This window comes from Stackebrandtia nassauensis DSM 44728, assembly GCF_000024545.1.
Lineage (GTDB): Bacteria > Actinomycetota > Actinomycetes > Mycobacteriales > Micromonosporaceae > Stackebrandtia > Stackebrandtia nassauensis.
In genome coordinates, this window is sequence record NC_013947.1 from 1,218,459 (window position 1) to 1,243,962 (window position 25,504).

General features: G+C 68.7%; 21 protein-coding genes. 15 read left to right on the forward strand and 6 right to left on the reverse strand.

All coding sequences use genetic code 11. The annotated features are described in order from the left end of the window. Positions 1 to 3 precede the first annotated feature (3 nt). Genes SNAS_RS05635 through SNAS_RS05650 form a run of 4 tightly spaced genes read left to right on the forward strand, consistent with a single transcriptional unit; the run spans position 4 to position 4,119 of the window. Positions 4 to 1,059 carry an ABC transporter ATP-binding protein gene (locus tag SNAS_RS05635; protein WP_013016420.1) on the forward strand — a complete coding sequence of 352 codons (1,056 nt, stop codon included), beginning with the start codon at positions 4 to 6 and terminating at the stop codon, positions 1,057 to 1,059. Next, complete coding sequence (locus SNAS_RS05640) at positions 1,056 to 2,069, forward strand: ABC transporter ATP-binding protein (protein WP_013016421.1); 1,014 nt, start codon at positions 1,056 to 1,058, stop codon at positions 2,067 to 2,069. The genes SNAS_RS05635 and SNAS_RS05640 overlap by 4 nt, the downstream gene beginning before the upstream one ends. Beyond that, positions 2,066 to 2,272 carry a hypothetical protein gene (locus SNAS_RS05645; RefSeq protein ID WP_013016422.1) on the forward strand — a complete coding sequence of 69 codons (207 nt, stop codon included), beginning with the start codon at positions 2,066 to 2,068 and terminating at the stop codon, positions 2,270 to 2,272. Before SNAS_RS05640 ends, SNAS_RS05645 begins: the two co-directional genes overlap by 4 nt. After that, on the forward strand, positions 2,269 to 4,119 hold the full coding sequence (locus SNAS_RS05650) for an ABC transporter substrate-binding protein (protein WP_013016423.1): 1,851 nt from the start codon (positions 2,269 to 2,271) through the stop codon (positions 4,117 to 4,119). Before SNAS_RS05645 ends, SNAS_RS05650 begins: the two co-directional genes overlap by 4 nt. On the opposite strand, the gene SNAS_RS05655 is transcribed toward SNAS_RS05650, so the two are convergent. Both SNAS_RS05655 and SNAS_RS05660 read right to left on the reverse strand, forming a co-directional pair. Next, the gene (locus tag SNAS_RS05655; RefSeq protein ID WP_013016424.1) at positions 4,116 to 5,282 is read right to left on the reverse strand and encodes an acyltransferase family protein; all 1,167 of its coding nucleotides are present in this window, start codon (positions 5,280 to 5,282) and stop codon (positions 4,116 to 4,118) included. The genes SNAS_RS05650 and SNAS_RS05655 overlap by 4 nt on opposite strands. Next, positions 5,282 to 6,412 carry an acyltransferase family protein gene (locus tag SNAS_RS05660; protein WP_013016425.1) on the reverse strand — a complete coding sequence of 377 codons (1,131 nt, stop codon included), beginning with the start codon at positions 6,410 to 6,412 and terminating at the stop codon, positions 5,282 to 5,284. The genes SNAS_RS05655 and SNAS_RS05660 overlap by 1 nt, the downstream gene beginning before the upstream one ends. A 715-nt stretch (positions 6,413 to 7,127) precedes the next feature. Here SNAS_RS05660 and SNAS_RS05665 point away from each other — a divergent pair. The 5 genes from SNAS_RS05665 to SNAS_RS05685 are packed head-to-tail and all read left to right on the forward strand — an operon-like array spanning position 7,128 to position 11,044. Next, positions 7,128 to 9,029: an ATP-binding protein gene (locus SNAS_RS05665; protein ID WP_144300404.1), complete on the forward strand. Its 1,902-nt coding sequence runs from the start codon at positions 7,128 to 7,130 to the stop codon at positions 9,027 to 9,029. Between the two features lie 33 nt (positions 9,030 to 9,062). After that, positions 9,063 to 9,497, forward strand: coding sequence for a roadblock/LC7 domain-containing protein (locus tag SNAS_RS05670; RefSeq protein WP_013016427.1), 435 nt, complete (start codon positions 9,063 to 9,065; stop codon positions 9,495 to 9,497). 5 nt (positions 9,498 to 9,502) lie between these two features. Beyond that, on the forward strand, positions 9,503 to 9,874 hold the full coding sequence (locus SNAS_RS05675; RefSeq protein ID WP_041624573.1) for a DUF742 domain-containing protein: 372 nt from the start codon (positions 9,503 to 9,505) through the stop codon (positions 9,872 to 9,874). After that, complete coding sequence (locus SNAS_RS05680) at positions 9,852 to 10,451, forward strand: GTP-binding protein (protein WP_013016429.1); 600 nt, start codon at positions 9,852 to 9,854, stop codon at positions 10,449 to 10,451. Before SNAS_RS05675 ends, SNAS_RS05680 begins: the two co-directional genes overlap by 23 nt. 20 nt (positions 10,452 to 10,471) lie before the next feature. Then, positions 10,472 to 11,044 (forward strand): GAF domain-containing protein, encoded by a 573-nt coding sequence (locus tag SNAS_RS05685; RefSeq protein ID WP_041624574.1) that lies wholly within the window; start codon positions 10,472 to 10,474, stop codon positions 11,042 to 11,044. Between the two features lie 14 nt (positions 11,045 to 11,058). On the opposite strand, the gene SNAS_RS05690 is transcribed toward SNAS_RS05685, so the two are convergent. The 4 genes from SNAS_RS05690 to SNAS_RS05705 form a co-directional block, all read right to left on the reverse strand. After that, positions 11,059 to 12,252, reverse strand: coding sequence for an NAD(P)/FAD-dependent oxidoreductase (locus SNAS_RS05690; RefSeq protein WP_013016431.1), 1,194 nt, complete (start codon positions 12,250 to 12,252; stop codon positions 11,059 to 11,061). 47 nt (positions 12,253 to 12,299) lie between these two features. Continuing rightward, complete coding sequence (locus SNAS_RS05695) at positions 12,300 to 13,790, reverse strand: amino acid adenylation domain-containing protein (RefSeq protein ID WP_013016432.1); 1,491 nt, start codon at positions 13,788 to 13,790, stop codon at positions 12,300 to 12,302. After that, positions 13,783 to 15,795: a type I polyketide synthase gene (locus tag SNAS_RS05700; protein WP_013016433.1), complete on the reverse strand. Its 2,013-nt coding sequence runs from the start codon at positions 15,793 to 15,795 to the stop codon at positions 13,783 to 13,785. The genes SNAS_RS05695 and SNAS_RS05700 overlap by 8 nt, the downstream gene beginning before the upstream one ends. Before the next feature lie 588 nt (positions 15,796 to 16,383). Next, entirely contained in the window at positions 16,384 to 17,544 is a 1,161-nt protein-coding gene (locus SNAS_RS05705; protein ID WP_013016435.1) for a LuxR family transcriptional regulator, read from the reverse strand. Positions 17,545 to 17,622: 78 nt separating this feature from the next. Here SNAS_RS05705 and SNAS_RS05710 point away from each other — a divergent pair, with 78 nt between their 5' ends. From SNAS_RS05710 to SNAS_RS05735, 6 genes are all read left to right on the forward strand, one after another. Continuing rightward, positions 17,623 to 18,387, forward strand: a complete 765-nt coding sequence (locus tag SNAS_RS05710; protein ID WP_052304922.1) for a PP2C family protein-serine/threonine phosphatase — start codon at positions 17,623 to 17,625, stop codon at positions 18,385 to 18,387. Positions 18,388 to 18,515: 128 nt separating this feature from the next. Continuing rightward, positions 18,516 to 19,199 (forward strand): TetR/AcrR family transcriptional regulator, encoded by a 684-nt coding sequence (locus SNAS_RS32440; protein WP_013016437.1) that lies wholly within the window; start codon positions 18,516 to 18,518, stop codon positions 19,197 to 19,199. Positions 19,200 to 19,252: 53 nt separating this feature from the next. Then, complete coding sequence (locus SNAS_RS05720) at positions 19,253 to 21,862, forward strand: PEP/pyruvate-binding domain-containing protein (protein WP_013016438.1); 2,610 nt, start codon at positions 19,253 to 19,255, stop codon at positions 21,860 to 21,862. A 113-nt stretch (positions 21,863 to 21,975) separates the two neighbouring features. After that, complete coding sequence (locus SNAS_RS05725; protein WP_013016439.1) at positions 21,976 to 23,613, forward strand: peptide-N4-asparagine amidase; 1,638 nt, start codon at positions 21,976 to 21,978, stop codon at positions 23,611 to 23,613. 91 nt (positions 23,614 to 23,704) lie between these two features. After that, positions 23,705 to 25,051, forward strand: a complete 1,347-nt coding sequence (locus SNAS_RS05730) for a bifunctional folylpolyglutamate synthase/dihydrofolate synthase (protein ID WP_013016440.1) — start codon at positions 23,705 to 23,707, stop codon at positions 25,049 to 25,051. After that, complete coding sequence (locus tag SNAS_RS05735; protein ID WP_211207327.1) at positions 25,048 to 25,446, forward strand: DUF4233 domain-containing protein; 399 nt, start codon at positions 25,048 to 25,050, stop codon at positions 25,444 to 25,446. The genes SNAS_RS05730 and SNAS_RS05735 overlap by 4 nt, the downstream gene beginning before the upstream one ends. Positions 25,447 to 25,504 lie beyond the last annotated feature (58 nt).

The window sequence follows — 25,504 nt, forward strand, 5'->3', positions numbered from 1 at the left end:
GAAATGAACGACGAAGACACCGCCAAGCCGCTGCTGTCGGTCCGCGACCTGCGCATCGACTACCGCACCGGCGCCGGGCGCACCGTCAACGCCATCCGGGGCGTCGACTTCGACCTGTACCCGCACCAGTCGCTGGCGCTGGTCGGCGAGTCCGGCTGCGGCAAGTCCACACTGGCGCTCGGGCTGATGCGGCTGCTTCCCAAACTGGGACGCATCCCCAGCGGCTCGGTGACCTACCGCGACCCGAACGGCAAGACCTACGACGTCCTGGACCTGAGCACCGACCGGCTGCGGCAGTGGCGCTGGAGCGAGGTCGCGATGGTCTTCCAGGGCGCCATGAACGCCTTCAACCCGGTGCTGAAGATCGTCGACCAGTTCGCCGACACCATGAAGGCCCACGCCCCCAAGGGAAAGAAGTTCTCCAAGAACGAGATCTACGACCGGGCCGCGGCCACCCTGGAATCGGTGCGGCTGGAACCCAAACGGGTGCTGCCGTCCTACCCGCACGAACTGTCGGGCGGCATGCGTCAGCGCGTCCTCATCGCGCTGAGCCTGCTGCTGAAACCGCAGGTGCTGGTGCTCGACGAACCCACCACCGCGCTCGACCTGCTCACCCAGCGGGCCATCGTGGACATGCTGCACGAACTGCGCGCCGAACTGGGCTTCGCGATGATCTTCGTGTCCCACGACCTGCCGCTGGCCTCCGAACTGGCCGACCGGGTCGCGACCATGTACGCCGGCCGCATCATCGAGTCCGGGACCACCCGCGACACCTTCATGACCCCGCGCCACCCCTACACCCGCGGGCTCATCAAGGCGGTGCCGCCGGTACGGGCCGCGGCACTGGAACCGACCTCGATCCCCGGCAGCCCACCGGACCTGGCTGCCCTGCCCACCGGCTGCACCTTCCGTGCCCGGTGCGAGTACGCCATCGACGAGTGCGAGACCACCGACCCCGGCCTGGAACTGATCGCCGAACGCGACCGGGGCGTCAACCACGAGGCCGCCTGCATCCGCTGGCAGACGGTGCACCTGGAACCCGAGGAGGCGAAACGGTGACCGACACCCCCCTGATGGCGCTGCGCGGCGTGTCCCAGGTGTTCCACACCAAGGGCGGCGACGTGCCCGCGGTGCGCGACGTGTCGCTGGAGGTCGGCGCCGGTGAGGTGCTGTGCCTGGTCGGCGAGTCCGGCTGCGGCAAGACCACCACGGCCCGCATCGCCGCCGGACTGGCCAGACCCAGCGACGGCTTCGTCGAGTACAACGGCCAGGACACCCGGGCGATGAGCGCCGACCGGCAGAAGGACTTCCGCAAGGCGGTCCAGTTCGTACACCAGGACCCGTACGCGTCCCTCAACCCGATCCGCTCCATCTTCGGGGCACTGTCGGCGCCGCTGCGGCGGCACGGCCTCGCCAAGTCCAAGAAGGACGCCTGGGAGCAGGCCGGGCGGCTGCTGGAACAGGTCGACCTGACCCCGGCCGAGAACTTCCTGCCCAAGTTCCCGCACCAGCTGTCGGGCGGGCAGCGGCAGCGCGTCGCCGTGGCCCGGTCGCTGGCCCTCAACCCGAAACTCATCATCGCCGACGAGGCGACCTCCATGTTGGACGTCTCGATCCGGGTCGGGGTGCTGCGCACCCTGACCAAGCTGCGCACCGAACTCGACGTCGGCTTCATCTTCATCACCCACGACCTCGCCATCGCCCGCTACTTCGGCACCGGCGGCAAGATCGCGGTCATGTACCTGGGCCGGGTCGTCGAGTACGGCGACACCGCCGAGGTCATCGAGAACCCGCAGCACCCCTACACGAAGGCGCTTCTGGCCGCCGTCCCCGAAATCGATCCCGAACACCGGGAGAGCCACGAACACGGCCTGCGCAGTGTGGACATCCCGAGCCTCACGGCGCTGCCGTCCGGCTGCACCTTCCACCCGCGCTGTCCGCTGTACCGGCAAGGCGACTGCGACACCATCGAACCGCGGCTGATCGACATGGACGACCGCGAGGTGGCCTGTCACGTCGTCGCCCCCGATCCCGACCTCACGGTCGAAACGGAGGAGGCGAAGTCGTGAACCTCGTGGGACGGGCGATGTTGCAGCTGTCGATGTTCATCGTCGTCGGTTCGCTGCTCATGCTCGTCATCACGGACTCCGGCTCCGCCGCCCGAATCATCTCCGTAATCGCCCTCGCCGTCGGCCTGCTGGCCGCGGTGATTTCCATGATCCTGTCCCGGCTCGGCAGCCGACAGGACGACTCCCCACAGGAGGAACCATGACCGACTCAAGTTTCACGGTGGCGTCGACGAGCGTGTCCCGTCGCCGGCTGTTCCAGGCGGCGGGTCTCGGCGCCGCGGGTGCGGCCGGACTGGGAACCATGACCGCCTGCAAGGCCGACCCGGGTATCCAGGGCAAAGGCGAGTTCCACGGCGGCTACCCCTACGAGACCCCGCCGGACGGCCACTTCAACACCGCCGGAGCCCCGTACGCGGTGGTGCCGCACGTGTTCGTCGAGGGCATGTACCTGGACCTGACCTGTATGCCCGGCGGTTACTACTGGTGGGACAAGCAGGAATGGGAGTACTTCCTGGCCGAGAGCTTCGAGCTCGACGACAAGGAGAACACCTTCACCCTCAAGGTGCGTGACGGTCTGAAGTGGAGCGACGGGGAGCCGCTGACCGCCAAGGACTTCGAGACCACCTACTGGTTGTGCTGGATCCGCAGCAACCCGATGTGGAAGTCGCTCGACAGCCTCAAGGCCACCGACGACATGACCATCGAGGGCAAGCTGAGCAACCCGTCCTCGGTCATCGAGCGCTACATGCTCAAGACCAACGTGGCGCCCAGCCACAACAAGGACTCCAAGATGGGCAAGACCTACCGGGACTTCGCCGAGGCGGCGATGAAACTGCACGAGGACGGCAAGGACCAGACCTCCAAGGAGGGCGAGAAGCTCGGCGCCGACCTGGCCAAGTTCCGGCCGGAGAACCTGCTGACCTCGGGTCCGTTCAAACTGGAGAAGAAGGACTTCACCAAGACCCAGATGGTGTTGACCAAGAACAAGAACGGCTTCAACGCCGACAAGGTCAAGTTCGACAAGGTCGTCGTCTACGAGGGCGAACTGCCGCAGATCACGCCGCTGGTCAAGGACAAGTCCGTCGACTACGCCTCCCACGGTTTCGCGCCCAACCAGGAGAAGAAGTTCAAGCGCGACGGTCACAAGATCGTCCGGCCGCCGGTGTACTCCGGGCCGTCGCTGTACATCAACTTCAAGGAGGTGCCCGAGTTCAAGGACGTGCTGACCCGGCGCGCCATCGCGCACGCCATCAACCGCGCCGACGCGGGCAGTATCGCCCTGGGCGACTCCGGTCCGGCCGTGAAGTACATGGCGGGCTTCTCCGACATCATGGTCCCCGACTGGATCTCCAAGGAGGACCAGGACGCCTTCGACACCTACGAGCACGACCTCGACAAGGCCGCCGAGCTCATGGAGAAGGCGGGCTGGAAGAAGGACGGTGACGTGTGGGCCAGGGGCGACAAGAAGATGGACTACGAGATCAAGTGGCCCTCCACCTACGCCGACTGGTCGGCCTGCGGTGACGCCATCGTGGACCAGCTGACCGACTTCGGCATCAAGCTGACCGCGCAGCCCGTCGACGAGGAGCAGTACCTCGAGGAGATCGACAAGGGCGAGTTCCAGATGGCCATCAACGTCTGGGGCTCCTCGCAGCACCCGCACCCGCACTTCGCGTTCGTCGCCGACCTGTTCACCCACAACACCCCGATCGCCAAGAACAACGGCGGCGACGGCATCGCCTTCGACCTGAAGGTGAAGTCCAAGAAGCACGGCGAGGTGGACCTGGAGGAACTGGTCCTCAAGGCCGGGCAGGGACTGGACGAGAAGGAGCAGAAGGCCAACGTCACCAAGGTGGCGCAGGTGTTCAACGAACTGCTGCCGATCATCCCGATCTGCGAGCGGTACTCCAACAGCCCGATCCTGGAGGGCGAGGGCAACCGGGTCAAGGACTTCCCCGACGAGGACGACCCGATCTACAAGAACTCGCCCTACGCCGACAACCCGATCACCCTGGGAATCGTGACCGGCAAGATCACTCCCAACGACTAACGGTCCGAGGCCATACCGGTGGAGCCCGCCATCGCGGGTTCCACCGGTATCGGTGTGTCCGCGGCGATCGGTTCCCTCGCCCGCTGCCGGGCGGCCTTGCGTTCGTCCAGCCACTTGATGAACCGGCGCCCCGCCGCCGCCGAGGGCAGCTCGACGAAGCGGTACAGGCCGTCGGCGAACACGATGGTCACCCCGGCGATGATGAGCGCGGTCTTGATGCTGCCCGAACCCCAGGCCGGGGCGGCCGACAGCACCGCGGCACCGGCCAGCCCGTGCACCAGGTACATCGAATAGCCGCGTTCACCGACGAACAGGAAGAACCGGCGCATCAGTATCCATTGGACGACCCCGGTGTTGAGGATCGAGATGATCAGGACGAACACGCCGATCGCGTACCAGGCCAGCACCGGGTCGTGCGGGAACTTCACCTGGGTGCCCACCCACACGTGCAGCACCAGGAAACCCGCCGCCACGAACAGCGCCGCCACCGGGTGCGTCAGCGGCCGGATGAAGCGGTAGGTGCGCTCCTCGTACAGCAGCAGCCCCAGGACACAGCCGAGGATCAGCGCGAAGTACTGCACCCACCGGGCGCCGAACACCGGGATCACGGCCAGACAGGAGCCGGCGATGAGGGCCGTGACCGGCAGCCGCCAGCGCGGCGCCCAGATGGACAGCGCCATGAAGATCAACGGCCACACCAGATAGAACTTCTGCTCGTACGACAGCGTCCACGAGTGCACGAAGGTGATGACGTCGGCGGTGCCGGGCCCCCACTCGTGGGTGAAGGTGGCGTAGTAGGGCAGCATCGCGGCCATCTCGGGCCAGCTGCCGTCGTTCTGGCCGGTGTCGGGCACGTTGAACCGGGCAACGGCGGCCACCGCCAGCACCGTGAAGTACGCGGGCAGCAACCGGAACTGGCGCCGGACGTAGAAGTTGCGCAGCCGGACCTTGCCGTACTTGTCCTCGTCGCGCAACAGCAGCAGCGTGATGACGAAGCCGGACAGTACGAAGAAGACGGTGATCTTGCCCTTGCCGATGAGCCACTGCAGCGCCCCGAAGTCGAAGTGCATGCCCACCAGGCTCAGTACGGTGACCGCCCGCAGGCCGTCGAGGGCCTGAAACCGGGACGAGGAACGGTACTCGGAATGACTGAGGCTCTTCACTACGCCGCCTCCGCCGGTTGCGGGGCCGGGGCCTCACCGGCGTGCTGACGCGGCATCGGCGCGTTGGCGCGGGCGGCCTTGCGCTGGTCGAGCCAGGCGTTGAAGCGGCGTCCCATGTCGGCGAAGGGCAGTTCGACCAGCCGGTGCGCGACCTCGGCGAACACCACCGTCACCAGACAGATCAACAGCCAGCGCACCGGACTGCCGCCCCACTGCGGGGCCAGGCCCATGACGGCGGCACCGGCGATGCCGTGGAACAAGTACATGGCGTACCCCCGTTCTCCTATGAACAGCAGTGGTGGGCGGGTCAGCACCCAGCGTCCGACTCCACTGTTGACGATCGCGACGATCAGGACGGCGACGCCGAGCGCGTAGAACACGAACGCGTAGCGTTCGCTGCCCAGGTTTCGCGCGATGGTCGGCAGCCACAGGTGCAGGGCCGCGAAGCCGCACAGCACCGCGAACGAGGCGACCGGGTGGGTCAGCGGCCGCACGAGTCTGTAGGTGCCCTCGGTGTGCATGAACATCGCCAGCGCGCAGCCCAGGAACAGCGAGAAGTAGTGCACCGGGGTGCCGTCGGTGACGGGCATCAGCGCCAGGCAGGCCCCCGCGAGGCCGAGCGTCCACCACGGCCGGGACTTCGGGGCCAACCGGGACAGCGCGATGAAGATCAACGGCCACACCAGATAGAACTTCTGCTCGTAACCCAGCGTCCAGGAATGCCAGAAGGACGTGATGTCCGGATCGGTGGGGGAGTACTCGTTCAGGAAGACCAGATAATAGGGAAGGGCCTCGCGCAGCCGGTCCCATTCGTCGCCGACGCTGAACCGGGCGACGCAGTAGACCGCCAGCGCCGTGTAGTACAGCGGCAGCAGCCGGAACTGGCGGCGCAGATAGAAGCCGCGCAGTTTGATCGAACCGCTCTTGTCCTCGGTGCGCAGCAGCAACAGCGTGATGACGAAGCCGGACAGCACGAAGAAGACGGTGATCTTCCCGATCCCGATGAGCGGCTGGAGTTTCCCGGCCTGGAAGTGGTGAGCGATGAGGCCCAGAACGGTGACCGCGCGCAACCCGTCGAGCGCTGCGAAGCGGCGGGTGTCACGATAATCTCTATAGGACAGACTCTGCATTCTGGCTCACGGAAGTCGGTATGGGGTGGCGGGCATCGGCGACTGTACTGGCGATTCGGGCCCAAATTCACCGACGCAACGCAGAGTTCACGCACTGGCCGCCATGATTTCGACTGCCGGTCGCGCGGTCTCCGCCCACCGGCCGCCGGGTGGCCTTGGACCGGGGTGAACCGGTTGCCGGGACGATCCCGGCGGTCCGATTTCCGACTTCGACGTGGCCCAGGACACGGTCGCGGCATATCGAGTAGGTATGTCCTACCTTTATGGACCACTTTTGCAAGATCAATTCGCGCTTAACCTGCGATTCCTTGGGTGTTAACTTGTGAAAGTCCCATTCCGCAATTCATGATCACCATTCGTGGCACGGACAGGGAGTGCGACACAGAGGCGTGTGGCCCGAATTTCCGGGAAGAATTCCCCGTTGGCGGTATTTTTTTGCAAGCTGCATATGCAAGACTGTCTTGTCGTCTCAACTAGGTGGCTGATACCGTGTGGCCCGTGCGGATCGCGACAGAGCCAGCGGATCCTACCGTCCTAATTGGCGACGCCCGCGAACTAAGAGCTATTCAAACTGCCGACCCGGTCCATGTCCTTAAGGACGCAGATGTCTCAACTCCCCCCAACTACCGCGCGTAACGTTCCACCGGACGACTCCAGACGGACCGGTTACGGTGTCAGTGGGGCATCCATTGACGACAAACTCCGTTCACGTCTCATGTGGAATGCCGTGCTGCCGCCGCTGGTGATCACCCTGGCCGCGGCCGGCGCGTTCTGGTATCTGCTGTCGGCCCCTGCGCCCGTTACCACTTCGACACGGGTCTTGGTGCTGTGCGTCGCCGGGGTCATCGCCCTGATCGCGATCCTGTGGTCGGTGGCCCGAGCCTCCTCGGTCTCGTTCGAGGCCCACGGCGACCTGACCGAGATCCGCGCCATGATCCCGCGCGGTCCCGAGGACCTGCAGGCCGCCGTCGAACGCTGGCAGCGCGGCGAGCGGCCGCACCTGCCCGACCCGCCCTCCCACGACGCCGGTGAACTGCCGCTGTTGGCCTACGAGCTGGACCGGTTCCGCACCGAGGCCGTGGACGCGGTCGTGCGGGCCACCACCACCTCGGCGGTGAACGGGGCGCCCCCCGGCGGCGTCGACGTGCGCGTCGGCGTGTTCGTCAACCTGGCGCGGCGGCTCCAGTCCCTGGTGCACCGCGAGATCCAGCTCCTGGACGACCTGGAGGCCCAGGTCGAGGACCCCGACCTCCTCAAGGGACTGTTCGCGGTCGACCACCTCGCCACCCGGATCCGGCGCCACGCCGAGAACCTGGCCGTCCTGGGCGGCGCGGTCTCCAGCCGCCAGTGGAGCAAGCCGGTCAACATGTACGTCGTGCTGCGTTCGGCGGTCGCCGAGGTCGAGCAGTACGCCCGCGTCAAGCTGGTCCGCCCCATCGAGGGCACCCTCAAGGGCCACGCGGTCGCCGACGTCATCCACCTGGTCGCCGAGCTGGTCGAGAACGCCACCAGCTTCTCCAACCCCAACACCCAGGTCCTGCTGCGGGCCCAGCGCGTCACCGCGGGCATCGCCCTGGAGGTCGAGGACCGCGGGCTGGGCATGCCGCGCGAGGACCAGCACCGGCTCAACAGCATGCTGTCCTCCCCGGACCAGGTCGACGTCGCCGAACTGCTCAACGACGGCCGCATCGGCCTGTTCGTCGTGTCCACCCTGGCCCGGCGCCACGGCGTCGCGGTGCAGTTGCAGACCAATATCTACGGCGGTATCCAGGCGGTCATCGTGCTGCCGCACGACATGCTCGGCGATGCCGGGCAGCCGAAGCTGGAGCAGCAGCCCGCCCAGCAGCCGCAGCCGGAACCGCCCGCGCAGCTGGAACAGCGACAGGTGTCGGCACCGCCGATGCCGCCGCGCATCCCCGAGGAGGTCCCCAGCGCTCCGGCAGCCGCCCCGGCCCCGGCCGCGCCCACGGCCCCCTCGCCCGCCCCGGCTCCCACACCCGCTTCGACACCTCCGGTCGCGCCGACGAGCCCCGCCCCGGTTCCGAGCCTGTCGACCGAGCCGCCCCGCCCCACCCGCCGGCCGCTGCCCTACGCGGGCCGCAACACCGGCGCGGGTGGCGCGGCGAGCGTCTCGCCCGACCCGCGACCGACCTCCGAACGTCCGCCGTCACCGGCCATGACCTCCGCGACCGAGCCGGTGTCCCCGGCCGCCCTCGCCGAGTCGCCGGTGCGGCAGCGGCCGCCGTCCTCGCTGGACGATCCGTCGGCCGGATCAGGATTCGTGTCGGTTGGTGGGCCGCCACGGTTGTTCGAACCAGGCAATCCCAACGAAACCACCGGGGTGATTCACATGGGACCGATTCCGCCCGAGGAGGAGTCCACGCCGGACTCCGCCGGTGCGGCGCCCGACGCCGACCGCAAACCGGACGACCGGCCCCGACTGCCACAGCGACGCCGGCAGACTCACCTGGTACCAGAACTTCGCGAGGTCGCCGCGCCACGCAACGAGCAACTATCCGAGCACGACCCGGGCCTGATGATGGCCTTCCAGAAGGGCGTCAATCGCGCCGCACCCGAGGCAGAGGACGCCGACGGCCGCTTCGACGGCGCTAGTTAACCGAGCATTTCGATGAAGGAGAGTTCATCCACGATGTTGAATAATGCGCCCGCCGGGCAGCCTTCTGACCTGACCTGGCTATTGACCAGCCTGATCGAACGGGTGCCGCACACCAACAGCGCCCTGTTGCTGTCGTCCGACGGCCTCAAGAAGGCCTTCCACGGTTTGAGCGCCGACCAGGCCGACCACCTGGCGGCCATCGCCTCGGGGCTGTTCTCGCTGGCCCGCAGTGCCGGCAGCCGGTTCGGCGACAGTGGATCGGTGCGGCAGGTGGTCGCCGAACTCGACCAGACCCTGTTGTTCGTCTCGGCCGCGGGATCCGGCGCCGTCCTGGCGGTGCTGGCCTCGCGCGACGCCGACGCCGGTGTGCTCGGCTACGAGATGGTGCAACTGGTCAAGAGTGTCCGGCCCTACCTCGCCACCCCGGCCCGGCACGCGGTGGCGACCCCGGGTGACGCGGTGCGGTGACGACCATGGCCGTGATTCCCGAGGGACCGCTACTCGACGATGCCGCGGGTCGACTGGTTCGCCCGTACACCGTCAGCGGCGGGCGAACTCGGCCAACCTCGAAACTGGACCTGTTGTCCATGGTGAAGTCCACCGGCCGGGTCAAGCACACCCAGCTCGGCATCGACCACGCCGAAGCCCTGGGACTGTGCAGCGATCCGATCTCCGTCGCCGAGGTGTCCGCCCACCTGCGGCTGCCCGCGACGGTGACCAAGGTTCTGTTGTCCGACCTCGTCGACTGCGGAGCCGTTACCGCCGGGGAACCCGGACCTGCCGCCGACCCGAATGACGTACCCCTACTGGAGGCAGTGCTCAATGGCCTACAACGACGACTCTGAGGCGCAATTCCCCGCCGCGATCAAATTCCTGATCGCGGGCGGATTCGGAGTTGGCAAGACAACCTTTGTCGGTGCGGTGAGCGAGATCGAACCGCTCAGCACCGAGGAGCTCATCACCTCGGCGAGTATCGGCACCGACAGCCTCGACGGCGTTGACGCGAAGTCCACCACCACGGTGGCCATGGACTTCGGACGCATCACACTGGACCCCGAACGGGTGCTGTACCTGTTCGGAACTCCGGGCCAGGACCGGTTCTGGTTCATGTGGGACGAGCTTTCCGACGGCGCCCTCGGCGCGGTCGTCCTGGCCGACACCCGTCGGCTGGAGGACTGTTTCCCCGCCGTCGACTTCTTCGAACGCCGCGACATCAACTTCATCGTCGCGGTCAACGAGTTCGACGGTGCCTACCGCTACGACACCGACGAGGTCCGTACCGCCCTGGATCTCAAGCCGCACATCCCGGTCGTCCACTGTGATGCGAGGGATTCCCATTCCGCGACTTCGGTTCTGGTGGCGTTCCTGCGACACCTGCTGCTCACGGCGACCTCCCGCCCCGGTAGCATCGTTCCCTCATAAGGAGACTTTCCGTGACCCTCATGGCTTTCGAAGCGACGAGTCGCCTGATAACGGCGCCTCCAGACCCCCACGGACGCGAACGCGCCATGCGCCTGCGTCAGCTCGGTGTTGGCTTGGGCCAACGGGAAGACCCGCGATTCGACGAGTTCGCCCGTCGGCTCGCCCAGATCGCGGGCGCCCCGATCGGCGGTGTGAACTTCATCGACGAGACCCAGCAGTACTTCGCGGGCATGTACGCGCCCACCGGCGATCCGGACAACGCGGCCGCCGCGCCGCTGCGGCCCGAGGACCCCAGCCGCATCATGGACCGCGAACAGGGCTACTGCCCGCACGTGGTGGTGCGCGGCAAGGCCCTGGTGCTGGAGGACGTGTGTGACTACCCCCGGTTCGCCGGTGACCCCTCGGTCGACGACATGGGTGTCCGCTCGTACATGGCCGCGCCGCTGATCGACCGCACCGGAACGGTTCTGGGCACCGTGTGCGCCGCCGACGTGGACATCCACCCGTGGGGACGCCGCGGCCTGGAGATCATCAAGACGATGGCCGCCGAGGTCGTCGACTACGTGCATCGCCGCGAGGGCCTGGTCCGCTGACCCGTCCGTGATCCTCACTGGACGGTCAGCAGTTCGTACAGTCGCGGGGTGAGCAGTGCGCTCGGCCCCGCGATACCGGCCACCATGTCGAAGTAGATCGAGGTCAGTTCGGGGTCGGACTGCACCGCGCGCAGCACGGCGAGCCGTTCGGCGTGCGGTGGTTCCAGTCTCGCGACGGTCAAAGTGGACTCGTATCCCGGGGTGAGGGCGCCGTCGCGTTCCCGCGCGTATCGTCTGAGCGCCTTGTCCAGCAGGTCGGGATCCTCCGTCAGCGGTTCGGCGATGTTGCGCACCAGAGCCTCGGCCTGGAAGAACGCGTCGCTGATGCCGCGCGCGGTGATGGAGTCCTTGTGGTGTCCGGCGTCGCCGACCAGCGCCCAGCCCGGCCCGGTGGCCTGCCGGATGAAGTTGCGCTGGTCCCCGGTGCCGCGCAGTCGTTCCAGTCTCTTCTTGCCCCGCAGGCGTTCGAACAGTTGCGGTGCGGTGTCCTTGACCCGGTCCAGGTGGGCGCGGCTCGCGTCGGCCCGCACCTGCCGGAAACACTGCTGCGGGAAGTACGTCAACACCAGGGTCGCGTCGTGGGTGGGCACGGCGGCCACCCAGCTACCGGGCTGCTCGTACAGCTCCAGATCGGCGGGAACGTCGGCCCAGTACGAGTAGTAGGCGCAGGTCAGTTTGGGATCGGTGGCCGTGTACGGGGCCTTGATGAGCCGGGCGACCGACGAGCGCATGCCGTCGGCGCCGATCACCAGCCGGGCCCGCTCGGTGAACCGGCGGCCCTGGTGCACGCCCGACACCCCGGTGACCCGGCCGTCCTCGTCGCGCAGCAGCCCGGTGATCCGGCAGTTCTGCCGCAGCTCGGCCCCGGCCGCGACCGCGGCGTCCACCAGGATCGCGTCGAGGATGTGGCGCCGGGGCGAGTACGCGGCCCGGTGGCCGTCGACGCCCCGGGAACAGCCCTCCAGCCGGACGTCGGCCACCTCGTACACCGCCTTCTCCAGGGGCGGGCAACCGGTGTCGCGCAGCTTGTCCAGCAGACCCCAGCGGTCCAGGGCCGCCACCCCCGGCTGGTGGATGAGATGGGTCGACAGGGTGTCGGACGGGAACGCGGCCCGGTCCAGCAACAGCACCCGGTGACCGGCGCGCGCCAGCAACATGGCGGTGGGGGAGCCGGCACACCGAGCACCGACCACAATGGCGTCAAACACGGCAATGCCTCACTACTGGAAAACGGATTGAGCGGCGAGGCCGCCGGTCAGGTGGCGTACCCGAGCTGGTCGAGCAGCGCACGCCGGTCAATCTTTCCGTTGGTGTTGAGCGGCAGCTGATCCAACGCGGCGATCCGGCGCGGCAGCATGTACGCCGGCAGCCGGTCCCGGAGCGTGTTGTACAGCTCCTCCGGGACGCAGTCGCTGCCGCACACCGCGGCGGTCAGCTCCGGATCGCCACCGCTGGAGGGAACCGCCAGCACGGTGGCGTCGCGGACGCCGGGCAGCCGCCGCAGCTCCGCCTCGATCTCGCCGGGTTCGATCCGGTGGCCGTGGATCTTGACCTGGTGGTCCGACCGTCCCAGGTAGACCAGGTACCCGTCCTGCTGGGCGACCCGGTCGCCGGTGCGGTACCAGTCGGCCTCACCGCCGCCGCCGGGCAGGAAGGCGCCCGCGTCGTCGCCGGGATCCAGGTAGCCGCCGAACCGTTGCGGCCCACGCACACACAGCTCGCCGGTGTCGGCCGTCGCGCCGCTCTCGTCCACCACCCGCAGCTCCAGTCTCGGCAACCGGGAGCCGATCGGGGCGATGCCGTTGGAGGTGACGGGCCAGTCGACGGGGTCGGCCGGCAACCGGAAGGCGGTGCTGGCGATGGTCAGCTCGGTCGGTCCGTACAGGACCTCCAGCCTGCTGTTGGGCGCGGCCTGCCGCCACTGTCTGGCAGCGGCCAGCGGAACCGCCTCGCCGCCGAACAGGCTCCACCGCAGCGTCGGCATGCAGCCCGGCGTCAGCGTCTCCAGCTTCGCGGCGAAGGAGATCAGCGACGGGACCGAGAACCAGTGTGTGAGTTCGAGATTGTTGACCGCCATCACCGGCGACAGCAGTTGGCTGCGGCTGGGCACCACCAGGGTGCCGCCCCGCGACCAGGTGACGAACAGGTCGTGCACCGAACCGTCGAAGGTCAACTCGAAGTTCCCCGACACCCGGCTGCCCGGCCCGATCTCGTAGCGTGCCGCGATCTGCTCCAGATAGGAGCTGATGTTGCGGTGGCTGATCGGCACGCCCTTGGCGGCCCCGGTCGATCCGGAGGTGAAGATGATGTACGCGACGTCCTCCGGATCGGGCTCCCGATACGGTGGCGCGGCGGCGGAGTCGACGTCCTCGGCCGAGACCACCGGCACCCCGGGGTCGGTACCGGCGCCCCCGGGATCGGTGACCACCAGGTCGAGTTCGGCGGCCTTGGCGATGTCACGCACCCGAGCGTTCGGGTGGTCCGGGCTCAACGGCACCACGGCCGCGCCCGTCCACAGGATGCCCAGGTACCCGGCGTAGGTGCCCAGCGAACGGCTCGCCAGCAGTCCGACCCGGCGCGGCGCTCGGCCGTCGTTGGCCGCGATCAGCCGCGCCGCGAGTCGTCGCGCCCGTTCGCGCAGTTGTCGATAGGTCAACCGCATGCCGCCCACCTCGAGGGCGGGACTGTCGCCGAAGGTCTCGGCGGAGCGGTCGAACCAGGCGTACATGGTTCGAGGCTCATTCATGACGGGCGGCCGCCTCCAGCTCCCGGGTCCACTGGCGCAGTTCGCCCACGGTGTGCACCTTGTCGAGCTTCTCGGGGTCGACGTCGAGGCCGGTCTTCTTCTGCAGCTCGACCATCAGCTTCAGCTTCGCCAGCGAGTCGATGCCGATGTCGGCCAGTCGGGACTCCGACTGGAACTCGGTGCGCGCGTGCTGGTGCAGGATCTGGTCGGTCAGTTCCGCGTCGGCGGCGGCCTCGTCCTCGGCGCGGCCGGGCCAGTAACCGCGGGTCTGCCACCGATAGGTCGGCAGCGGGACGTAGCGGCACTCGTCGCCGAACACCACGTCCCAGTTGACCCGCTGTCCATTGCGGAACCGGTTGGCGATCACGGCCAGCGCCGGGTTGGCGGCCGGGGTGTCGGGGTCCTCGAGGGCCGTCACCAGTTCCTCGTGCGTGCCGCCCATGACGACCAGCCGGTGTTCCAGGTGCTGGCGGCGGGTGGCGGCGCTGTAGCAGATGTCGCGTGCCGTGTGCTCGCCGCCGGGACCGTCGGGACCCAGGTATTCGAGGTACGCCAGCCGCAGTGCCTCAAGGGCTTCGGGGGATCGCGCCGACAGCACCAGCAGGTACTGGGCGCCGTCGTCCTCGGCGGGTTGCTGGGCGCGGCCGGGGAAGTGGCGCAGCATCCGGCTCAGCCCGGTCGGCTGTCGCCCGGACACCGGGTCGGCCTGCCGCAGCACCACGTGCGCGTTGAGCGCCGAGGCGCCCTGTCCCGAGACTCCCGCCAACAGTGGACGGTCGATGTCGGGCAGGTCGCGAAGCTTGTCGGGGATCTCGATGGGGAGTTCGTCCCAGTCGAGGTCGCGGCGCGGGGTGTCGGCATGCAGACTGGCCGGCACCTGCGCGTGCTCGAGTGACAGCACCGTCTTGACCAGGCCGACGAGTCCGCCCGCCGCCTCGGCATGGCCCACATTGGATTTGACCGACCCGACCAGCAGTCGCCGGTCCGGGCTGCGGCCCTCGCCCAGGACCTGGGCCAGTGCGGTCAGCTCCAGCGGATCCAGCTGCGGCGAACCGCTGCCGTGCGCCTCGATGAAGTCTACTTCGGACGGCTTGACTCCGGCATCCTCGTAGGCCCAGCGCAGGATGTCCAGCTGCCCCTCCAGCGACGGGTTGAGGATCGTGTCGCTGGTGTGGCCGTCGTTGCCGACCGCGCTTCCCGCGATGACCGCGCGGATCCGGTCGCCGTCGGCCACGGCGGCGGCCAGCGGTTTGAGGGCCACCACGACCACGGCGTCGCTGGGCGCGTGCCCGTCGGCGGCGGCGTCGCCGAACTTGCTGCGGCCGTCGGCCGACAGCGTCCCCACCTGCGACATCAGGACGCCCTCGTCGGGGCGCAGCGTCAGGTTGACCCCGGCGGCCAGCGCGAACGGGCACTCGCCCGCCCGTAGGCTCAGCACCGCTTGGTGCACGGCCACCAGGGAGGAGGAGCAGGCGGTGTCCACCAGCATGCTTGGTCCGCGCAGGTCGAAGTAGTGCGACAGTCGCGCGGGGATGACGGAGCGGACGTTGTTGAACTGTCCGGCGGTCACCGCGTCCAGGCCCTGTCGGAACACACTCTCCAGGAAGTCGGCGCGGCCGTTGCCCACGAACACTCCGGTTCGACTGCCCGCCAGCTGATCCGGGGGTTGCCCGGCGTCCTCGAGCGCCTCCCATGCCGTCATCATCAGCAACCGCTGCTGTGGGTCCAGCTCCGCCGCCTCGGAGGTGGACATGCCGAAGAACTTCGCGTCGAAGGCGGTCATGTCCGTCAGGTAACCGGCGCGACGGGAGACCAGCTTGCCGGGCGCCGGCTCCTCGGAGTAGACCGCGTCCACGTCGTAGCGGTCCGGTGGGGTCTCGCCGGTGGCGTCGACCTCGTCGCAGAGCAGTGTCCACAACTCATCAGGTGTGGCGGCTCCGGGGACCCGGCAGGACATCCCCACGACTGCCACCGGCTGCTGCGGACCTGTTGTCCACTTGCTCATCACATCACTCTCCCAGGGCGTACGTCGAGACGACCGGTTCATCAGTCGTCCATGTCGTGCTCGTCCATGCGCTGCCGGACCCCTCGGGTCGTCCGGCGCCCCCAATGAACCGCGCCCACTGCGGTGTGAAGTCGAACTCTGCTGTTGTCGTCAATTGATCATTGCGACGGTTCACCCCTATGACCCTGGCCTTCTGGGTGCCATTGGATCGAGAGACGACGACAGAATGGTGAATGTCCATCCGGTAGCCTCCTCGCGAAATCGCGTGGTACCCAAGGTCAATGCGGTGAATGGACGGCCAGCATTACCGTCCCGAATGGTTTGGGCATGACAATAAAAGACCTACAGCCGAAGAAAGCATGATCACTTTCCGCGCCTGTCCCACCTGTTAGACATGCCAATCCATTCAATTCATGCTGACTCTAGCAAGTGCAAACTGAATGTGCAAGGTGCTCTATGCAGAGTAGATAAACCGGTTTTCCAAGCATATCGGGTATTTCAAGATCGTTTTTCATCAACGCAAAGTAATATCATTATGGACAATGTCTGTACTAAAAGGATGGAAACTGAACCGGTTGACTCCCGCCGTCACCGGCCGAAATACCGTTTGAACGTCAAAGTGACGCAAAATGGGGCAGGTAACGCTGCGTGATCGCCATGGCCGTCCTGGGACAGCCCGTGCTCCACCGCCCACAGTGCGGCCTCGGTGCGCGACCCGGTTCCGGTCTTGCGCAACAGGTTGGACACGTGCACCGTCACCGTCCGCACCGAGATGCCCAGCGACTTGGCCACCTGCCGGTTGGACATCCCGGCGGCCAGGCAGGACAACACCTCTTTCTCCCGGGCCGTCAGCTCGGTGATGGTCTTGAGGGTCGCGGCCAGTCCGGCCGCCGCCTCGCCCTCGGCCCGCCGGGCCGCCGAGGCCGCGGATTCGATGCGGCCCAGGTGCAGCAGCGACCGGGCCAGTACCAGCCGCACGTCGTCGTCGCCGGGATCGTCGTGGCCGCCGAGACATGCGTCGACCAGTCGCCGCGCGGCCGCGGCATCACCGTCGGCCAGCAACCGGGCCGCACCCCGCAGCGCCGCCGGGGCCGCCTCGGTGGTCAGGCCGAGCGCGTGCGCGTACCGGGCCCACGCCGCCTCGCCCGGCGGAACGTCCGCATCGGACAACGGCTCCACGGTGATCAGCTGCGACCGCCCGGTCTCACTCAGTCCCTTGAGGAGTTTCGCGGCGGCCTTGGGGAAGCGCTCGGCGTCGGCGGGACGGCTGAGGACCAGCAGCAGTACCGGCTGCTCGCCCCGCGACAGTTCCGCGATCAGCGCCAGGCTGGCCGGGTCGAGGGCGTGCACGTCCTCGACGACCACGACCCCGGGATCGTCGCCCAGCAGGTGCCGCACCACCGCGACCGCCACCTTCAACAGCGCGGTCGGCTCCAGCCGCAGCCGGGGCGCGTCGGAACTCTGGGTCAGCCACGCCAGCGCCTCCCGGGACGCGGGCAACCCGGACAGCGGACGACCCGCCAGCGCCGTGGCCAGCCAGTCGTACGGGGACGGGGCACCCGCGCGGGCGTGCCCGAGGATCACCGCCCCGGGCACGGGATCCAACAGCCCGAGGGCCTCGGCGGCCAGTCGGCTCTTGCCGGCCCCGGCCGGACCGGTCAGCACCACGGTCCGGGGCGCGCCGTCGAGTTTGGCCCAGGCGCCCGTGATCGCGTCCAGCTGGGCGGCCCGGGCCGGGAACGTGCTCATGGGTCGCTCCTTCCGCTCGACACGTACGCACAAGTACGTATGGACATCGGCCGCCGCCGGGCGGCATGCTTGGACATTATGGTCACCTTGCGTCACGCCGCCGCCAGTCATATCGGCCTCGTCTATGACCACAACGAGGACTCCTACGTCGACTCCGCCCGGTTGCTGGCCGTCGCCGACGGGGTCGGTGGCGCGGCGGCCGGGGAGGTCGCCAGCGCCCTGGTGGCCGAGGCCCTGCGCAAGCTGAGCAAGTCCAAGCCCACGGCCGAGCCCGGCGAGGCCCTGCGCCGTGCCGTCGACGAGGCCAACAACAATATCGGCGTGGCCGCCGACGAGAACTCCGACTATCGGGGCATGGCCACCACGGTGACCGCGCTGCTGTTCACCGAGACCCGGCTTGACCTCGCGCACGCGGGGGACTCGCGCGCCTACCGGCTGCGCGGCTCCGAGCTGACCCGGCTGACCCGCGACGACAGCTATATCCAGGGGCTGCTGGACGAGGGCGCGTTGACGCCCGAGGAGGCCGCGGTCCATCCGTACCGCTCGGTGGTGACGAAGGTGTTGCAGGGCTTCCCGACCGAACCGGACTGCCAGACGCTGGAGGCGGAGCTGGGGGATAGGTACCTGGTGTGCAGCGACGGCCTGTCCGATGTGGTCAGCGAGGCGGACATCGCCGCGACCCTGGGGCAGGCGGACAGTCCGGGGGCGGCGGCGGACAAGCTGGTGGAGCAGGCGCTGGCGGCGGGCGGGCCCGACAACGTGACCGTCGTCGTGGGTCAGGTCGTGGAGTCCTCGGGCTTCCGCGACAAGCTCAGCGGCGCGGTGTCGTCGGTCTTCGGCTGAGACTTCTTCGAACCCCGGTCCGTTCGCGGGCCGGGGTTCTCGTGTGCCCGGATTCACTGGTGCGGCGGCGTCGGTCGGTGCTATAAATAAACCGACCGACGGTTTGTTAATGACGAAGGGAGGCGACCATGGCCCGCACCGTTGACGAGACCGCGCACGGACTCAAACGCGACGCCTACCTGGACGCCATGGAACGGCTGCTGCAGAGCAAGGGATTCACCGCCGTCACCATCGCCGACATCCTTAAGGAGACCGGCTCCTCCAAGGGCGCCTTCTACCACTACTTCGACTCCAAGACCGCGCTGCTGGAAGGCGTGCAGCTGCGGCTGCTGGACCGGGTGGCGGCCATCGTCGACCCCGTCATCGCCGCCGAAGCCTCCGCGCTGGAGAAGCTGGCGAACTTCAGCGCGGTCGTGGTGCGGTGGAAGAACGCCAACCGCAAGCTGCTGCTGGAGTCCGCCCGCGCCTGGTACGGCCCCGACAACGCCCTGCCCCGGGAGCGCATGCGCGGCCTGGGCCGGGACTGGCTCGCGGGTCAGCTCGCCCAGGTCATCCGGCAGGGCAACGCCGAGGGCGTCTTCGACTCGCCGCGGCCCGACGTCGACGCCCGGCTGGCGGTGGTGACCCTGCAGGACCTCCAGGAAACCCTGGTGGGCTGGATCATCGGCCGCCACCCCGACGCGGCCGAGCGGGCCGCCATCCACGACACCATCGACGGCTACCACCACGCCCTGGAGCGACTGCTCGGCGCCGCGCCCGGATCCATCCACATAGTCCCCAAAGGCGTCGTCGACGACTGGTTCCAGGACTGACGACAGCCGACACCGATCAACAACGACTAGACCGAAGAAGAAGGTCGATCTCCATGTCCGAGAAGCTGTGGCTCGCATTCGACGCCCCCGAAGCCGTGCTGGCCACGGTCGGCGGCAAGGGCGAATCGCTGGCGAAACTGGCCCGCGCCGGTCTGCCGGTGCCCGGCGGTTTCCACCTCGCCACCGCCGCCTACCGGCGTTTCGTCGCCGAGACCGGTGCGGCCGAACAGATCGCCGAGGCGCTGGCCGAGTCGACGCCCGGCGATCCGGCGTCGCTGCGCCGGGCCGCGAAGCGGATCCAGCCGCTGTTCACCGACGGTGAGCTGCCCGGCGAGGTGCGCGCGGCGATCATCGAGGCCTACGGGCGGCTCGGCGCGCCGGAGCCGGACGCGGGCGCCGCCGAGCCGGGCCGCGTGTCCGAGGGCCGGGCCGCGCGGGTCGCGGTGCGTTCCTCGGCCACCGCCGAGGACCTGCCGGACGCGTCCTTCGCCGGGCAGATGGAGTCCTACCTCAACGTGTCCGGCACCGAGGCCGTCGTCGACGCGGTGCGCCGCTGTTGGGCTTCACTGTGGACGGACCGGGCCATCGAGTACCGGTCCCGGATCGGCATTCCCGCATCCGACGTCGCGCTGGCCGTCGTCGTGCAGCGCATGGTCGACGCCGAGGCCGCGGGCGTCATGTTCACCGCGAACCCGCTGACCGGCGCCCGCGACCAGATCGTCGTCAACGCCGCCTGGGGGCTGGGCGAATCGCTGGTCAGCGGCGATGTCACCCCCGACTCCTACACCGTCGCCAACGGCGCGGTCGTCGACAGGACCATCGGCGACAAGGCGGTCGAGACGCTGCGCACCGACACCGGGGTGCGCACCGAGAAGGTGGCGCCCGAACGGCGGCAGGCCGCCGTCCTGTCCGACGCCCAGGTGCGGGAACTGGCCGACATCGGCGCGAAGGTCGAGCGACTCTACGGCCGCCCCATGGACATCGAGTGGGCGATCGACGACGGCTTCCGGCTGGTGCAGGCCCGTCCCATCACGAACCTGCCCGAACCCCAGGCCGAACGCGAGACCTGGAACGACAGCGTCAACGGCGACTACCTGTGGACCTCGGCCAACCTCGGTGAGGCCATCCCCAGCGTCATGACCCCCATCACCTGGTCGTTCACCGAGATCTTCGTGTCCGAGGCGATGGCCGCCGCGACGATCGGCGAGCATCGGCTGTCGGGCAACATCGGCGGCCGGTTCTACCTGAACCTGAGCATGGTCGAGGCGCTGGGCCACGCCTTCGGGATCACCAAGCTGATGAACGACGCCATGGAACAGGCCTTCGGCCGCAAACCCGAGGGCATCACCGCCCCGGCGCTGCCGATGTCGCGGTGGGCCGTCATCCGCGCGACCCTGAAGGCCACCGCCGGATTCGTCAAGGCCGTCAACACCGTCAAGAAGGACTTCACCGAGCGGATCGCGGCGTTCCCGGGACGCTGCGACACCGCCCGCGCCCGGATCAACGCCGCCACCGACGCCGTCGAGCTGCGGGCCCTGTGGGACAGCGACGCCGGGAAACTGCTGTACGAGGGCGGGAAACTGCTGGCGTCCGGGGCCCGGCTCAAGGGCGCCCAGGCCGCCCGGATCCGGCCCTGGCTGCGCAAGTACGCCGACGAGGCCGACACCAACGCGCTGGTCACCGGACTGAACGCCGACGGCGATGGCCTGGCCAGTCTCGGCCCGCTGCTGGGGCTGAGCCAGCTGGCCGCCGGTGAGATCGACGGCGAGACCTTCGTGGCCCGCTGGGGACACCGCTGCCCGGACGAGTTCGAGGTCTCGGTTCCCCGGCCCGCCGAAGATCCCCAGTGGATCGAACGGCGGCTGGCCGGACTGACCGACACCACCTCGGTGGCGCAGCTGCTCACCCGGCAGGACTCCACCCGGGAAGCGGCGCTGGAACGGTTCGCGCAACGGCATCCCCGGCAGGTCAAGGAACTGCGCCGACGGCTCACCGACGCCGGGATCGCCGCCCGGGGCCGGGAAGCGGGCCGCTCCGAGGGCGTCCGGTCGTTCTGGGTGCTGCGGGCATTCGTGCTGCGCGCCGGGGAACTGACCGGCATCGGTGATGACGTGTTCTTCCTGCACCTGCCCGAACTGTTGCGGCTGCTGGAGGGTGACACCGCGGTGCTGGACGTGGTCGCGCGCCGCCGCGCCACCTACGAGCACTACCGGTCGCTGCCGGTGTACCCGACCTACATCCGGGGCCGCTTCGAACCGGAGACCTGGGCCGCCGACCCGAACCGCCGCACCGACGCCTTCGACGCCGACGGCGCGGCCGCACCGGTCGGCGACGCGGTGGTGGGCGCGGCCGGATCGGCGGGCGTCGCCGAGGGGATCGCCGTCGTGCTCGACGATCCCGAGGACGGCGACCGGCTGGGCGTCGGCGACATCCTGATCACCAAGGTCACCAACATCGGCTGGACCCCGATCTTCCCGCGCGCCGCCGCCGTGGTCACCGACGTGGGCGCGGTGCTGTCGCACGCGGCGATCGTGGCCCGCGAACTCGGCATCCCGGCCGTCGTCGGCTGCGGCACCGCCACCACGAAGATCCACAGTGGTGACAGGGTGCGGGTGAACGGCGACACCGGAACCGTCGAGATCCTGCAGCGCGCCGAAATTTAAGGAACGAGCGGGGGCAAGAGGACCAGATACCCGATATGCTCAGGGAACCACTCGAGCCCATCGAGACGTCTATATAGCTAAAGCCCTCCTGCCCCCGCCCCGAGGAGCGTCCCATGCGACGCGCACTAGCCCTATTGGCGACCACCGCCCTTTCGGTCGCCTTCCTCAGTCTGCCCGCGGCCGCCAGCGAAGTCCCCGAGGAGTTCGGCTCCGACTGGGACGATCCCCGCACCGCCGTCAAACCCGTCGACAAACCCAAGACGGAGTCCTGCGAAGTGGAACTCGTCGACCACTCATTCGACGACTCCGAGCCGGTCAAGGGCGAGTTCAAGCCCCCGACCGGTTGTGGACAGGAATGGTCGAAGATCGTGCTTCGGCTGGAGGGCAAGGTGAAGGGCCGCCAGTACGACCGGCTCGGCCAGCTGACCATCGGCGGCGTGCCGGTGTTCAAGACCTCGACGCCCGAACCCTCGCCCGAGGGCATCGCCTGGACCCAGGAGAAGGACCTGTCCGGCTACGCCGCACTGCTGAGCTCCGGGCACGACACCGAGATGACGCTCGGCAACGTCGTCGACGACACCTACACCGGGGTGCTGGACGTGCGGGTCAGCCTGACCTTCTACGCCACCGACGCGCAGCACCCGCGCGCCTCCGCCGCCGACACCGTGCTTCCGTTGCGCGACACCGGAACCGACGGTGCGGACCTGACCGGGAAACTGCGCACCCCCCGCAACACCGAGCGGCTGTTGGCCGACGTGTACGCCACCGGTTCCGGCGGCGGCTGCGAGGAGTTCTGGTACCTGGCCGCGCCCACCGACTCCGGCTACGACTGCGAGAGCGGCTCGGGCCCGTACCGGGAGGTGCAGGTCCTCATCGACGGCCAGCTGGCCGGAGTGGCCGCGCCCTACCCGCATGTCTACACCGGAGGGTGGTCGAACCCGTTCCTGTGGTACACGCTGCCCGCGCCGCGCACCTTCGACCTGCGTCCCATCACCTACGACCTGACCCCGTACCTGGGCGCGCTCAACGACGGTGACAGCCACGAGATCCGCGTCCACGTCGCCGGGGTCGACCCCGACTCCAAGGGCTGGTCGACACCGGTGGCTCTGCGCGGCTGGCAGGACGAGGGCAGCCGCGTCGTCAAGGGCGGCCTGATGGACGACGACACCACCCGGCCCGTCAACGACGTCCACCGCTCCAACGACGACGGCGCCGAGTCGGTGCGCGTCGAGGCCGAGCACTCCCACACCGCCACCGGCTGGCTGGCCACCTCGCACGGCGCCGTCATGACCACGGTGAAACGCACCGTCGGCATGAGCTCCACCCATTCCTGGGGCCCCGGCCAGCACCCCGACGAACTGTCCGCGTCGCTGACCGACACCCAGACCCGCTCGGTGCTGGCCGGCGACGGCGTCGCCAGCGAACGCACCGTCCAGCGCGAGTTCGGCCTCGACGGCCGCGTCGACGTCGACGCCGACAACCGGCTGTCGACCAAGATCGAGATGTCCGACGCCAAGAAGGTGACCACCGCGGGCGCCAGCGGCGACCGGGAGCGCTACCGCGTCCGGGACACCTACAGCGGCGAGGCCTCCTTCTATCTGGACGTTCCCCGTGGGGACCGGCACGCCAAGGGCGTCTCGAAACACCGGTACCGGGTCTCGGGCGACGCCCCCTGCTACGACCGCACCATCGCCACCCAGAACGGTTACGTGGTCCGCGAAACCGAGCGCTGCCGCACGGCGGTCGGCTGAGAGACCGTTCACGGCCCGGTGACCCCGGCGACGAACCGCTGCGACCCGGCGGCGATGATCGTCGGGTGACACCCGCGCCGGGGAGGACTCGTTGACTACCGCTGAAGAACACTCGCAGTACCTCGCGGTCTCCGCGGCCCTGGAGGCCCGCGGATTCTCGCGGATGAACTTCGACATGAACCGCATCAAGGCGCTGCTGGAAGTGATGGGCGACCCGCAGAAGTCGTTTCGCGCCATCCACATCACCGGCACCAACGGCAAGACCTCCACGGCCCGCATCGTCGAGTCGCTGCTGCGGGCCCACGGCCTGCGCACCGGGCGCTACACCAGCCCGCACCTGGACTCGGTGCGTGAACGCATCAGCGTCGACGGGGAACCGGTGTCGGAGGAGCGGTTCACCGCGCTGTACCGGGAACTGGCGCCGCTGGCCGAACTCGTCGACGCGCGCTTCGACGAGTCGATGACGTACTTCGAGATGACCACGGCGCTGGCCTTCGCCGCGTTCGCCGACGCTCCCGTGGACGTCGCGGTGGTCGAGGTGGGCCTGGGCGGCGAGGAGGACGCCACCAACGTCCTGGGTGCCGAGGTCGCGGTGGTGACGCCGATCGGCGTCGACCACACCCGCTGGCTGGGGGAGACGCTCACCGACATCGCCACCGCCAAGGCCGGGATCATCCACCCCGGTTCGAACCTGGTGACCGCGACGCAGGAACCCGAGGCCATGATCCCGCTGGTGGAGCGCTGCCACGCGGTCAAGGCCGGGCTGATCGCGCAGGGCCGCTCCTTCGACGTCGCCGACCGCAAGGTCGCCCTCGGCGGTCAGCAGCTGGCGCTCCAGGGCCCGTCGGGTTCGGTGTACGACGGGGTGTTCCTGCCGCTGCACGGCAAACACCAGGCGCAGAACGCCGCCGTGGCGCTGGCCGCCACCGAGGTGCTGCTGGGTGCCGGGACCCCCAAGACCCTGGACGGCGAGGTCGTCGCCGAAGGGCTGGCCGAGGTCACCTCGCCGGGACGGCTGGAGCGGGTCCGCACCGCGCCGGTGGTGCTTTTGGACGGTGCCCACAACCCGGCCGGGATGGCCGCCACCGTCGCCGCCGTCGAGGAGGAGTTCTCGCTGCGGCGGCTGATCGTGGTGCTGGGCGTGTTCGGCGACAAGAACGCGGTGGAGATGCTGCGGCTGCTGCAACCGGTCTGCGACCACCTGGTGGTGACCCAGTCGACCTCCGAGCGCGCCAAACCGGTCGCCGCGCTGGCCCGCGAGGCCGCCGAGGTCTTCGACGACGAGCAGATCACCGTGATGCCCTACCTGCCCGACGCGATCGAGTCGGCGGTGACGCTGGCCGAGGAGGGCGAGGCCGCCTACGGCGGCGCCGGTGTGCTCATCACCGGCTCGGTGCACATGGTCGGCGACGCCCGCAAACTGCTGGTGAGGACATGATGGACGATCACAAGGTCGAGGCCGAGCCGGACGACTCCCAACGTTCGGGACTGCGCGATCCGTTGCGGGCCATCGCCGGTCTGGGCGCGATCGTCCTGATCCTGGAAGCCCTGGTGCTGCTGCTGACCATTGTGCCCATGCGGATGATGCGCGTCGACAACCTGAGCTGGGCCATCACCGTGATCCTGGTGCTGACGGTGGCGTGCGTGGTGTGCGCGGCGCGGGCCCGCAAGGCCTGGGCCTGGCACGGCGGCACTGTGATCCAGGCGGCACTGCTGGTATGCGGGCCGGTCTTCCATTGGTCGCTCGCCGGGGTGGGTCTCATCTTCGGAATCACTTGGTGGTTCGCCTTGTCCGTTCGTACCAAGCTTTCCCGGCCCCCTGTACGCGGCTGAGGTCCACACGGTACTGTTGATGGTTCGACGAGACCCGTCGGCGACCGCTGGAATCTTG